Raw genomic sequence first — 12,228 nt, 5'->3', positions numbered from 1 at the left:
CGATGCGGTCAGGCGGGGCGGGCCCTGAGATGGGCCCGCTCGCCCTGTTTGCCGAAGATGACCAGCAGCTCCACCGGCTGATCGTCGGCGGCTCCCAGCCAGTGCGGAACATGGGTGTCGAATTCCGCCACTTCACCTGGTGCGAGGAGCAGGGAGCGCTCGCCGAGCAGCAGGCGCAGCCGGCCGTCCAGCACGTAGATCCACTCGTAGCCCTCGTGAACGTTCAGCTCAGGCCGGCCACTGCTGGGGCTGATGACGAGTTTGTGGGCATGCAGCCCGCCGGGGCGGCGGCTCAGTGGCACATACGTCATGCCGTCGCGGGTGACGGGCCGCAGATGCACACGCGGATCGCCGGTCTCGGGCGCCCCGACCAGCTCGTCCAGGGGGACCCGGTAGACGTGGGCCAGGGGGAGCAGGAGTTCCAGATTCGCTTTGCGGCCACCGCTCTCCAACCGAGAGAGCGTGCTTTCGGAGATCCCCGTGATCTGCGAGAGAGCGGCCAGCGTGATACCGCGCTGCACACGCAGCGTCCGCAGTCTCGGTCCGATCGCCGTCAGGACTCGATCAAACTTCGTCATGGTGCCCAGCTTGCCAAAAGAGCATGAGACTTTGCACTTTCGGCAGGACTTGCTCCAGCCTCCGGGCCATGCGACGGCGCACGCCGCCTTGTCGCCTTGTCTGCGGTTCCGGCTCAGGAGAGATTTCAATGACCAGCCTTGCCCGCCGCGCCCGAAGGGCGCCCGGCCCCACCACGCCGGATCCCCGTCGGTGGATGACACTCATCGTGGCGTCCGTTGCGACCCTGATGGTCGTCCTCGACGTGTCCATCGTGAACATCGCCTTGCCCCAGGCCCAGAGCGATCTCGGGATGAGTGACGCCGGCCGCCAGTGGATGATCACCGCCTATGCACTGGCCTTCGGCGGCCTGCTCCTGCTCGGCGGCCGCGTCGCCGACTTCGCCGGCCGCAGGAAGAGCCTCCTCATCGGCCTGCTCGGCTTCGCCGCCGCCTCCATGCTCGGCGGCCTCGCCCCCGACGCGGGCATCCTGTTCGCAGCCCGCGCCCTGCAGGGAATCTTTGCCGCCCTTCTGGCCCCGGCCGCTCTCTCCCTGATCACCGTGGCTTTCACCGACCCCAAGGAACGCGCGAAGGCTTTCGGTGTCTTCGGCGCGTTCCAGGGCGGGGGCGGTGCCGTCGGGCTGCTGCTGGGCGGTGTGCTGACGCAATACGCGGGCTGGCGCTGGTGCATGTACATCAACGTCCCCATCGCCCTGGCGGCAGCCCTCGCCGCTCGCCCCTGCATCCGTGAAAGCCGCGCCGCGGGTGACCGCCACTATGACGTCCCCGGGGCCGTGCTGGTGACCGGTGGACTCGTCGCCCTCGTCCACGGCTTCGCCCAGGCCGCCGACGGCGGTGGCTGGACCGCCCCGGCAACACTGCTGCTCCTGGCCGCCGCCGTGGTTCTTCTGACCGCGTTCGTCGTCGTCGAGGACCGCAGCGCCCACCCGCTCCTCCCGCTGCGCGTGATCCTCGACCGCTCCCGTGCCGGTGTGTTCCTGGCCAACCTCCTCGTCGGTGCCGGCATGTTCGGCATGAACCTCTTCATGACCTACTTCCTGCAGGTCAACCTGCACTACACACCCCTGCGGGCCGGTTGCGCCTTCCTGCCCTTCAGTGTCGGCATCATCGCCACCACCACCCTCGGCGCCCCGCTGGTCACCCGCCTCGGCCCCAAGACCCTGATGGCGGCCGGAACCATGCTGGCCACGGCGGGACTGCTCTGGCTCACCCGACTCGACACGGCGTCCGGCTACGCGGGCGAAGTTCTCCCGACCCAGATTCTCGTCAGTGTCGGCGTCGGCCTGTTCTTCCTGGCCGGCCCCAACGTGGCCCTGTCCGGCGTTGATCCACGCGACGCCGGTATCGCCAGCGCCACCCTGAGCACCAGCCAGCAGATCGGCGCTGCCCTGGGCCCCGCCCTGCTCAACACCCTCTACGTCGCCGCCGTCACCGGCTACCTCACCGCCCGCAGCGAACACCCCGGGCAGGCCTTCCAGGCCGTGCAGATGGAGGCCCGTCTCCACGGCTACCGCATCGCGTTCATCGTGGCAGGCGCTCTCCTGGCCGCCGCTGTCGTCGCGCTACTCGCCCTGGTGAAGACGCCCAAGAGCACGGCCGGCGACACCGCCGCACCCGACCCGGGCCGCTGAGCTCATCCGAGCCCTGACCCCCATCCGCCCCGAAGTCATCCGAAGGAGAGGCACCCGCGATGGACGAGTGCATCCGCGAAATCCACGCCGCCGACAATGCTGCCAAGTTCTGGGAGCATCTGTACCGCGGCAAGGACGGCGTCTGGAAAGACACCGTGAACCCTCTGCTCGCCGAGACGGCCCGGCACCTCACACCCGGCCACGCCCTCGACCTGGGCTGCGGCGAAGGCGGAGACACCCTCTGGCTCGCCACCCACGAATGGCACGTCACCGCAGTCGATATCGCCCCCACCGCCCTGCGGCGCACCAGCCGGCTCGCCGCCCGACACGGCCTCGAGGACCGTGTACGCACCGAACAGCACGACCTCGCGGAGACCTTCCCCGCCGGCACTTTCGACCTCATCTCGGCCCAGTATCTGCAGAGCCCCTACGCCTTCCCGCGCGCCGACGTGCTGCGCCGCGCCGCACACGCGCTCACTCCCCGCGGGCTCCTCCTGATCGTCGACCACGGCTCGGTACGCCCCTGGGCCTGGAACACCGATCCCGACACCCACTTTCCCAGCCCGGAAGACATCTACGACGAACTCGCTCTCGACCCGGCGCGGTGGATACCTCAGCGCCTGGCCACCCCGCAACGGGTGGCCACCGGCCCCGGCGGACAGACCGCGACCGTCACCGACACGGTCATTGCCGTACGCCGCCTCGCCTGACCCTCCGACCCCCACACACTGCACAACCCTGCTTCAGGAGTCACCTTCATGACTGACCTCTTCGCGCCCGTCACGGTAGGCAAGTGGACGCTGAACAACCGCATCGTCATGGCCCCCATGACCCGCAACCGGGCCACCCCCGACGGCGTCCCCACCAGCCTCATGGCGACCTACTACGCCCAGCGGGCCACCGCCGGTCTGATCGTCACCGAAGGGGTGCAGCCCAGCGCGGTCGGACAGGGTTACATGAACTCGCCCGGCCTGCACACCCCCGAACAGATCGAAGGCTGGCGCACCGTCGCCGCCGGCGTGCACCGGGCAGGCGGCCGCATCGTGGCCCAGCTCATGCACGCCGGACGTATCTCCCACCCCGACAACAAGCGCCAGGCCGAGACCATCGCCCCCAGCGCCATCGCCGCACCGGGCGAGATGTTCACCGCCGCCGGCCCCCAGCCCCACCCCACACCGCGCGCCCTGACCACCGGCGAGATCCCGGCTGTCATCGACGAACATGTCCGCGCCGCCCGCGCCGCCATCGACGCCGGCCTGGACGGCATCGAACTGCACAGCGCCAACGGCTACCTCCTGCACCAGTTCCTCGCCCCCTCCACCAACCGGCGCACGGACGACTACGGCGGTTCGCCCCAGGCCCGGGCCCGCTTCGTCATCGAAGTGGCACAGGCTGTCAGCGACGCCATCGGCAGCGAACGCGTCGGAATCCGTATGTCCCCCGCCGTCGACCTCCACGGCGCGCTGGAGACCGACCCCCACCTCACCGCGGCCACGTACCGCACTCTCGTCGACGCGCTGTCCGGGATGGGCCTGGCTTATCTGCACACCATCGGCGACCCGGCCGCCCCGCTGCTCACCGAGCTCGCGGAGCGCTTCGGCGGTTCCCACATCGTCAGCAACGGCTGGGATCCCGTCACCGACGTCGCCGCCGCACAGGAACTGGTCAGCACCGGACGGGCCGACCTTGTCGCTGTCGGGCGTGCCTTCATCGCCAACCCCGACCTGGTACAGCGCTGGCGGACCGGAGCCCCGCTCAACCAGCCCGACCGCACCACCTTCTACGGCGGCGACCACCGTGGCTACACCGACTACCCACACTTGGCGTAGGGTGCCGACCTCCTAGCCATCTAGGGTGAGCGCAGATGCTCAGGCATCCGGCACCGCCAGGCATCCGGCGGTGCCGGTCCGGGGATCCGCGGCCCCCGGACGGCCGGGAGGAACCGAGAGTATGCCGCGGTCCACCGCCGAGGGCGATACCTCCCGCCGACGCCGTCCGGGCGAGCAGCCGGTACGTGTGGGTTCGGTGTGCAGAGCCGTCTGTCTGAACCCGGCACCCGCGTTCGAGCGTTGACGGAGAGGTGGCCCCGCGTACGGCGGCACCCGTCCCGGCCTGGTGACGCCGGCGTGGAACCAGGTCGCGGACACTCGGTACGAGCGTGAAGAAGTGAATGCGTCATGGTCATGGACACGACCGCCCGACAGGTCGTCATCATCGGTGGAGGGTATGCGGGGGTTCGCCTCGCGCGAGAATTGGACGCGGATGCCGACGTCACGATGATCGACCTCAAGGAAGCGTTCTTCCACCGTGTCGCCTCCCTGCGGGCGAGCGTCGACGAGCAGTGGACGTACGCCCCCTTCATCCCCTACGACTCGCTCCTGGCCAACGGTCGCGTCGTACACGACAAAGCCGTCGGCATAGCGACCGCCGAGCGCCAGGTGGTCCTCGCCACCGGGCGCCGGGTGCCCTACGACGTGCTGGTGATCGCCACCGGTGCCGACTATCAGGAACCGGCGCGCTTCACGGGGCACACCGTCGGGTCGGCGGCGGCGTCCTTCCGCGGTCATCAGCGTCGTGTCGCGGCCGCCCGCAGCATCCTCGTGATCGGCGGGGGGCCGTCCGGCGTGGAGTTGGCGGCGGAAGCGCGGCGGGTCAACCCCGGCGCGTCGGTGACCCTCGCGCACTCCGGCTCCGGCCTGCTCTCCCACAGCGGCAACGGGCGCATGGCCCGTCAGGCCAGGGAATGGCTGGAGCAGCACGACGTGCGGGTCCAGGTCGACACGTTGGTCTCGTCCGCCGGTGGCACCGGCGCCGCGCTCCGCGACCAGGCAGGCGGCCCGCTGGGTGCCGACGTGGTGTTCTGGACCACGGGAACCACGCCGAACACGCTGTGGCTCCGGCTCGCGGGACTCGGCACGTGGCTCGACGGCAAGGGCCGCGTCCGGGTCGACACACACCTCAGGGTGCTCGGGCAGCGGGACGTCTTCGCGATCGGCGACGTCAACGACGTGTCGGAAGCGAAGCTCAGCCCGACGGCGGTCGCGCAGGGAGAAGCCGCGGCCCACAACATCCGCGCGTTGCTGGGGCACGGCAAGCACGGCGGCAACCCGCGCCCCTACAAGCCGGCTCCGGCACGGATCTTCTCCGTGCCGTTCGGACCCGACGGAGGCACCACCTTGCTGCCGGCGTTCGGTCGCGACGTCGTCGTACTGGGCAACAAGGCGACGTCGGTCCTCAAGAGCAGGAATCTGGCGCTACCGGCGATGCACAGGCTGCTCGGCCGCTCCACGGCATGACGGTCGTCCCCGTGCCGGAGGACGTCCGGACAGGTGCCCGGCACCGGCGCCGGCGCGGCTGCCGGGCGACCGGCCGGTGCGGTGCTGCTGAAGGACGTGCAGACTCCAGGTGTCGGCCTCGGGACTGCGCCGGTAAATGACGTTCGGTTGAAACCGGGTCACATGTCACCAGCAGAATGTCTCCCTGGCCGAGCACGACCGTCCGCTCGACGTGTGTGGAGCGTCGCTTGCGGGTCCGAAGGGTCTCAAGCCGCAGCAAGTGCGGGCCTGGGGGCGTCCAGGTGGGTGGCCGGGAGTGCCGTTCCCGTCGGCGAACCGGCTGCGGATGCCGCGTTCCCGGGCTGGACGGAGCGGTGGACGCCGCGCTTGAGCCACTTCTGCGTGAGCTCGGCGAACCACCGCTCCACGATTCTCGGGCAGGACCGACTCGTCGGTGTGATGTGGAGAGGGAGCACCGGACCTCCGGACCTCGTCGACCGCGTTTTCGTCGCCGGCGCGCCGAGTGCCGGCGGGTAGCCGGTGTGAGCCGTGGCCTCACGTTCTCCGGCGTCGGCTACGTCGCGTTCATCGTGGACGTCGTCTTCGGTCGGAGTGCCGTGTCATGGCCGTCGGCATGAGCGTCCTGTGACGCCGAGAGTTGTTCCTCCGCCCAGATGATCTTTCCGTTGCCGTCGTAGCGTGTTCCCCAGCGCCGGGTGAGCTGAGCGACGATGAACAGTCCCCGTCCGCTCTCGTCGAAGGTGCGGGCTCGCCCAAGATGCGGTGAAGTGGTGCTGCCGTCGGAGACTTCGCAGGTCAGTCCTGTGCCGTGCAGGATCAGGCGCAGCCGGACCGGTGGGCGGGCATGGCGCAGGGCGTTGGTGACGAGCTCGCTCGCGATGAGCTGTGTGGTGGGTACGGTGTCCTCGAGGCCCCATTCGGCCAGTGTCTGCGAAACGTGTTCACGGGCCTCCGAGACGGCGGCGAAGTCGGCTCCCAGGTCCCAGAATGCGACATTGCTGCCGGAGAACGTGTGAGTGCGGGCGGCGAGCACGTCGGCGTGGGTGTAACGCCCTGCGGCCAGCAGCGCATCGAGGTCGGACCGGCAGATGGCGTCCAGGCAGGGCGGAGACCCGAATCCCGCCCCGGTCGGCACCGTCTTGTCGGTCCCGGCTTCCGGGTCGGGTGTGCCGGGGGTGTGTCCGTGCAGCAGGAGCACGCTGCCTTCGTCGAGTTCGACCTCGGTGGCCTCTGCCGGCGGTTGCGCCTGCCCCAGTGGCGGACCGGTGGGAACCGCGACAGCGGTGACCCCGCCGTCGGGCCTGACGACGGTCGGCGCGGGATACCCGGCGCTGGCGAGGATGCAACGGGCGGAGACGGGGTCGTACACCGCGTACAGGCAGCGTGCGGTGACCTGGGACGCACCCGTGCCGTGCGGGTTTGAGCCGTTGGTGGGCCGTAGCCGGTTCAGGACATGTTCCAGGTGGGTGAGCAGTTCCACCGGTTGCAGGTCGATGTCGGCCAACGTGCGTACGGCGGCGCGGAGTTCGGCGGTCAGTGCGGGTGCCGTGTTCCCGTCCGGGGCCAGGGAGCCCGCGACGAGCGCAATGCGGGCGCTTGACAGTGGTATGACATCGAGCCAATGCGTCTTGGGCCGTGCCGGGCCGTCGGCGGTCGAGCCGCGAGCGGCGAGGTCCACCGCCGCGGGCTGCGGGAGCGGGTCCAAGGGCGCATGACTGACCGAGGACGCGGGAGTGTCGCGGGATGCGGTGTCCAGGGCCCGCGTCACGTCCGAGTCGAACTGCGTGGCGCCGATGTGGTGCACGGGCCGCGCCGCGGCGGTGCAGGTCCGGCGTTGCGGACGTGCGCGCGACCGGCAGATGACGAGGCTCAGACCGAAGGACAGCGCCGCCGCGGCGATCACGACCGTGCGGCCTCCGTCGGACACCCCGCGGATCGCGAAGCCGTAGACGGCCACGCTGGCCAGCACCGTCGCGGCCCCGATCGCCACTGTCCGTGCGAAGGGGAGCAGGGCAGCGGCCACGACGGGAACCAGGACCGAGTAGTCGGACCAGCGCACCAGACCACCCGTGGATGTGCTCAGTTGCACCGCGCACACCGCGCTCAGATAGACGGCGAGCAGCGAACTCGGCCGGCGCAGCAGGCTTCGTACGGTGGTCATCCTTATCACTGTCCCTTCGTGGCCGGTGTGCTGAACGGCGGGCGGGGCCGGCGTGCCGGCGTATCGGGTCGGGCTGTGGTGTCGGAGAAGTCCTGGAATCGCGGGGGAGAGGCCGTGGCCTTACGGGCAGGGCAGTGCACGGCCACCATGGCGAGGTCGTCGTCGAGGCGCGGACCCGCATGGCTTTCGAGGTCTTGGCTGATGTCCCGCAGAAGGCCGTCCGGGCACCGCCAGGCCCAGGTGGCGGCTCGTTCGAGAACGGGGTAGAAGGCACCGGCGGCGTTGCGGGCCTCCACGAGACCGTCGGTGTAGAGCAGCAGCGTGTCGCCGGGTGCGAACGCGAAGGTGTCGAGGTGGAATGCCTCCGCCGTGCTTCCGGCCAGTCCAAGGGGCGGGGCGGGGCGCTCCGCACTCAGGACGGTCACTCGGTCGCCTTGCTTCAGCAGAGGCGGGGGATGGCCGCAGCTGACGACCCGGACGGTTTCTTCTCCGTCGTGAAACTCGACCAGGAGCGCGGTGATGAAACGCTCGGCGCTGTCGGGGTCCCTCTCGGCGACCTCGGTCAGGTGCCTGTGCAGGCTGCGCTGCAGGGCGGCTGCCAGGTCCGGGAGGGCTCCGTGTTCATGCGCGGCCTCGCGGAAGGCGCCGAGCAGGGCGGAGGTGTCCTCGATGGCAGGCAGGCCCTTGCCGCGGACGTCGCCGATGAGAATGCGGGTCGTGTGTCCGGTGCGGGCGGCGGCGTACAGGTCGCCGCCCACCAGAGCGTGTGCGGTGGCGGCCCGGTACATCGACGCGATGCGCAAAGGTCCCAGGGTGCGCGGAATGGGCCGCAGCAGCACCCGCTGGGCCACTTCGGACACGTACCGCACCTGTGTGAGTTCCCGCAGGTCGCGGTCGTGCAGGGCGCGAGCGACGATCACGCAGGCGGAGACCGCCAGCAGAGCGCCGATGTGAATCGGCAGGAGAGGCGAATGCAGCAGGCCGTCATGCGAGTCGACGAGGAGCACCGCCGCACTGGCGGCCAGGGCTATGACGATCGTGAACCGAGTACCCGCCACTGCTGCGGTGAAGGTGGGGGCGGCCACGCAGAGGGGCGAGAGGTGAATGGCCAGGGGAGCGAAGGACGCCGCGAGAGTGATCGCTGCGATGAGCAGGAGGGGAAGCGCCACCTGCGCCCGGGTTCCGTCGGTCGGCAGTCGACTGCCACCTGCGAGGCCGAGTGGGAAGCGACCTCCCCGTCTCCGTGTCCGCTGGGCTTCGCGGCCGTCGGGACGCGGCATCGAGATACGGTTGGCAAGGAATTTCATGGGTGGTCCTGCGAAGGAGGGTGAACGCCACCAAGGGGGAGCGCACGCTCTTGTGCACTCGAGTGCCGGCGCGCTGTGGCGGACCTCGTCCGGCCCGGACTTCGCGGAGTCCGCGGTGGATCACGACTACGGCGCCCTTACCGTATCCTTGGCGTTTTCTTGTCGTATCGCGATATTTCATTTCCGCTGTGCGGAACTTCAATATCCTGCACCCACGGACCTCAGTCAAGCGCTCCAGGCCCGATTTTGCACATTACGGAAATTGGACGTCGCTCCCGCCTCCGGACACCGGACCGCCCAGCGGCCCGGCAGGAGGGCGGGTGACGCGTGGAAATGCAGCCAGCAGGAATGCCGGCGGGAGTGCCGGCCTGAGACGCTGGAGACATGCTGACCTGCCTGATCGTCGATGACAGCCCTCGCTTCGCCGAGGCCGTTCGCCGTCTGCTGGAGAGCGAGGGCATCGCGGTGGTGGCGGTGGCATCCGACACCGCGCAGGCGTTGCGGCAGGCTGAGCGCCTCAGGCCGGAGGCGGCGCTGGTGGACATCGATCTGGGCATCGAGAGCGGGCTGACTCTGGCCCGTCGATTGCAGCGCGAGACCGGACCTCCCCCTCCTCGGATCATTTTGATCTCCAATTACGCGGAGGACGAATACGCCGATGTGATCGCGGAGAGCCCGACGGTGGGTTTCCTGGGGAAAGTCGATTTGTCGGGCGACGCCATTCGTGATCTCCTCGCCGAGCAGAACCGCGACAGCCGGCACGGCTCGGTCACCCGGCTTCGAGAAACGTGATGACGGCCCGCACCCGACGGTGATCGTCGTCGGTCTCGGAGAGGTTCAGCTTCGCCAGGAGGCTGCGCACAAGTTTCTGGCATACGCCGACAGCACCAGGGTTCCCGTGTCGGGGAGCTCCTCCTGGATGGTCAGGGCTGGGTCGAGCCCTTCGGTGCCCTGCCCGGGCGGCATCCTGATGTCGGTCAGCACCAGCTCCGGCCTCATCCTCCGGACGACGTCGAGCAACTGGCGGGCGTCGCAGGCCCGGCCCGCCACCGTGCAGCCCACACCTTGCAGTAGGCTGGCCAGTCCCTCCCGAAGCCGGACGTCGTCTTCGGCGAGGACGATCCGCAGATGCGGCACGGCCGGCTCTTCGCCGGCACGCGACGTCGGGCTTCCTGGCGTCATACCCACCATTGTCGTTGGGCCTCCTCCGATGGGCACCCCGTCCAAGGCCCGCACGTCACCTGTCTCTCCGACAGGGAGGAATCCGTGCGTCTGCTCGCCTTCCGCGCCAGGGGAACCGGCGCACACGGCGGCCTCGTGCGCCGCGTGATCGTCGCCAGTGGGCTCCTCCTGATCTTGATCAGCTCGGCCTTCGCCGTCCTGTTCCACTCGATCGTCGGCCTGCGCAGAGCCCAACGGCTGGCGCAACGGTCCGAAGAACTGCTCAGAACGGCCGATCAGGTGGAACACCGAGTCCTCGGCCTCGGCGCGGACTCGCGCGGCCATGAACTCACTGGACAGCGGCAGATCCTCAAACGCTGGCAGGCTGCTGAGGCGACCTTTCCCAAGGAGGCCGCCACGCTGACGCGCCTGACCCAATCCAGCCCTGAGTAGCGGGTCGGTGCGGAACGGATGACACAGGCCGTTGCCGCATTCATCACCAAGGAATACTCCGCGCTTCTGGTGAACGCCGCACATCACGACCTCACCAGGAGTGGACCGGCTGCCGCCGGTGGCGAAGGCAGCCGACGGGTCGAGGAAATCCAAAACGCGTTCCAACGCATCGCGACAACCGAGCGCGATCTTGCGGTGGTCCGAGAACAACGCGCCGCCGCCATCGCCAACCAGGCGGCCGTCGCAACCGTAGGAGGCCTGACGGGCTCAGCGCTCCTCATCATCGGCTTCGGAGGCTACGTCGTCCGAGCGATCGTGTATCCGGTGCGGCGAGCAGCCGCCATGGCCGTCCGACTCGGCGACGGCGACCTGGCGGCGCGCATGCCGGAAACCGGCGGGGGCGAGATCGGAGCGCTGGAGCACAGCTTCAACGGGATGGCCGACTCGCTGCAGGACAGCCATGCCGAACTGTCCGTCTCGCGATCCAGGATCCTCGCGGCCGCCGACCGGGCCCGGCGACGCATCGAACGGGACCTGCATGACGGCACCCAGCAACACCTGGTGGCCCTGGTGCTGGAACTGCGGGCCGCCCAGAGCGCGGTACCCGCGGATCAATCGGAGCTGAGGGACCACAGTGGCGCGGGCCACCGATTCGCTGCTGGCGGTGCTCGAGGAGCTGCGCGAACTCTCCCGCGGTATTCATCCGGCCGTCCTTTCCGAGGGCGGTCTGCCCCCCGCGCTCAAGGCTCTGGCGCGCCGCTCGCCGGTACCGGTCGAAGTCGATGTCGATGTGCCCCGGCGACTGCCCGAGCCGATCGAGGTGGCGGCCTACTATGTCGCTTCGGAGGCACTGGCCAATACCGCCAAGCATGCCTTCGCCTCCTTCGCCCACATCTCCGTCCGGGCCTGCGACGGCCTCCTGTGCCTGTCCGCACGCGACGACGGCGTCGGCGGGGCCGCCCTGGGGCGGGGCTCGGGTCTGGTCGGCCTCACCGACCGCGTACGGGCGCTGGGTGGAACCCTTACGCTCTACAGCCCCCACGGTCGGGGAACCACCCTGCATGCGTGTCTGCCTCTGACGCAGTCATGACCCACGCATTCGCGTTCCCGGCCTGGCTCGAGGCAGCCGAGCCGGTGCTCCCGGAACCGGGATCACCGGCTCCGGGACGCGACTCGAGGCGCAGGCGCCACGCAGAAGGCGCGCGGCGTCAAGTCTCCTCCGCCAGCGCGCGACAGCGGTGGTCGCAGCGGTGCACCGTGAGCGGGTACGCGGGGAGATGCCGGGGCACGACGGCGCAAGGGGGGTCGAGGGGCTCGTGGGCTCGAAGTGCTCCGCGCACGGTCGAAGCCACGGCCCCAGTACGCGTTCGCCGCAGCAAGCCCGGCCCCGTTCGGTGCGCTCGTGGGCCCGATCGGCGAACGACGTCCACGCCAGGAGGACGACCACTGCGCAGTCATTGCAGCCAGCCCCCACCCGATCCCCCCGTCAGCGGCACCGGGGAGTTCCTCCGCGGGAAGCACCGCCTGGTCACAGCACGACACCGTTCGCCACGGCTGCCACGCACAGCGGGCGGCGTCGGCCGCCGGCCCGCAGGATGGAAGAAGCCGGCCCCCGCTCCGTGCACCCCGAGCCGGAGCGGA

Annotated in this window: 10 protein-coding genes and 1 pseudogene; 7 read left to right on the top strand and 4 right to left on the bottom strand. The window is 69.7% G+C overall.

Going from position 1 to position 12,228, the window contains the following annotated elements; all coding sequences use genetic code 11:
* Positions 1-8: 8 nt before the first annotated feature.
* Entirely contained in the window at positions 9-578 is a 570-nt protein-coding gene (locus ACWDUZ_RS32595) for a cupin domain-containing protein (RefSeq protein ID WP_451635407.1), read from the bottom strand.
* Between the two features lie 194 nt (positions 579-772).
* Here ACWDUZ_RS32595 and ACWDUZ_RS32590 point away from each other — a divergent pair, with 194 nt between their 5' ends.
* The 4 genes from ACWDUZ_RS32590 to ACWDUZ_RS32575 all read left to right on the top strand — a co-directional run bounded on the left by ACWDUZ_RS32590 (position 773) and on the right by ACWDUZ_RS32575 (position 5,505).
* Positions 773-2,209: an MFS transporter gene (locus tag ACWDUZ_RS32590; protein ID WP_451635406.1), complete on the top strand. Its 1,437-nt coding sequence runs from the start codon at positions 773-775 to the stop codon at positions 2,207-2,209.
* Between the two features lie 59 nt (positions 2,210-2,268).
* Entirely contained in the window at positions 2,269-2,919 is a 651-nt protein-coding gene (locus ACWDUZ_RS32585) for an SAM-dependent methyltransferase (RefSeq protein WP_451635405.1), read from the top strand.
* A gap of 48 nt (positions 2,920-2,967) precedes the next feature.
* The gene (locus ACWDUZ_RS32580; protein WP_451635404.1) at positions 2,968-4,038 is read left to right on the top strand and encodes an alkene reductase; all 1,071 of its coding nucleotides are present in this window, start codon (positions 2,968-2,970) and stop codon (positions 4,036-4,038) included.
* A gap of 348 nt (positions 4,039-4,386) precedes the next feature.
* Positions 4,387-5,505, top strand: a complete 1,119-nt coding sequence (locus ACWDUZ_RS32575) for an NAD(P)/FAD-dependent oxidoreductase (protein WP_451635403.1) — start codon at positions 4,387-4,389, stop codon at positions 5,503-5,505.
* Between the two features lie 553 nt (positions 5,506-6,058).
* Here ACWDUZ_RS32575 and ACWDUZ_RS32570 read toward each other — a convergent pair.
* Entirely contained in the window at positions 6,059-7,666 is a 1,608-nt protein-coding gene (locus ACWDUZ_RS32570; protein WP_451635402.1) for a SpoIIE family protein phosphatase, read from the bottom strand.
* Positions 7,667-7,671: 5 nt separating this feature from the next.
* On the bottom strand, positions 7,672-8,835 hold the full coding sequence (locus tag ACWDUZ_RS32565) for a PP2C family protein-serine/threonine phosphatase (protein ID WP_451635401.1): 1,164 nt from the start codon (positions 8,833-8,835) through the stop codon (positions 7,672-7,674).
* 522 nt (positions 8,836-9,357) lie between these two features.
* Here ACWDUZ_RS32565 and ACWDUZ_RS32560 point away from each other — a divergent pair.
* A complete protein-coding gene (locus tag ACWDUZ_RS32560; RefSeq protein ID WP_451635400.1) occupies positions 9,358-9,765 on the top strand; it encodes a LytR/AlgR family response regulator transcription factor in 408 nt (135 codons plus the stop codon).
* Positions 9,766-9,810: 45 nt separating this feature from the next.
* On the opposite strand, the gene ACWDUZ_RS32555 is transcribed toward ACWDUZ_RS32560, so the two are convergent.
* The gene (locus ACWDUZ_RS32555) at positions 9,811-10,797 is read right to left on the bottom strand and encodes a response regulator (protein WP_451635399.1); all 987 of its coding nucleotides are present in this window, start codon (positions 10,795-10,797) and stop codon (positions 9,811-9,813) included.
* 132 nt (positions 10,798-10,929) lie between these two features.
* On the opposite strand from ACWDUZ_RS32555, the pseudogene ACWDUZ_RS32550 reads away from it, so the two are divergent.
* A pseudogene (locus tag ACWDUZ_RS32550) lies at positions 10,930-11,163 on the top strand (HAMP domain-containing protein); the annotation flags it as partial.
* 58 nt (positions 11,164-11,221) lie between these two features.
* The gene (locus ACWDUZ_RS32545; RefSeq protein WP_451635398.1) at positions 11,222-11,677 is read left to right on the top strand and encodes a sensor histidine kinase; all 456 of its coding nucleotides are present in this window, start codon (positions 11,222-11,224) and stop codon (positions 11,675-11,677) included.
* Positions 11,678-12,228 lie beyond the last annotated feature (551 nt).

This window comes from Streptomyces sp. NPDC003393 (genome assembly GCF_053589015.1).
This window is presented reverse-complemented; position numbering and strand designations above follow the sequence as displayed.

Excerpts from the sequence above, each read along its gene's own strand:
- ACWDUZ_RS32595 (WP_451635407.1), bottom strand. The coding sequence starts at position 578 with ATGACGAAGTTTGATCGAGTCCTGACGGCGATCGGACCGAGACTGCGG.
- ACWDUZ_RS32590 (WP_451635406.1), top strand. The coding sequence starts at position 773 with ATGACACTCATCGTGGCGTCCGTTGCGACCCTGATGGTCGTCCTCGAC.
- ACWDUZ_RS32585 (WP_451635405.1), top strand. The coding sequence starts at position 2,269 with ATGGACGAGTGCATCCGCGAAATCCACGCCGCCGACAATGCTGCCAAG.
- ACWDUZ_RS32580 (WP_451635404.1), top strand. The coding sequence starts at position 2,968 with ATGACTGACCTCTTCGCGCCCGTCACGGTAGGCAAGTGGACGCTGAAC.
- ACWDUZ_RS32575 (WP_451635403.1), top strand. The coding sequence starts at position 4,387 with ATGGTCATGGACACGACCGCCCGACAGGTCGTCATCATCGGTGGAGGG.
- ACWDUZ_RS32570 (WP_451635402.1), bottom strand. The coding sequence starts at position 7,666 with ATGACCACCGTACGAAGCCTGCTGCGCCGGCCGAGTTCGCTGCTCGCC.
- ACWDUZ_RS32560 (WP_451635400.1), top strand. The coding sequence starts at position 9,358 with ATGCTGACCTGCCTGATCGTCGATGACAGCCCTCGCTTCGCCGAGGCC.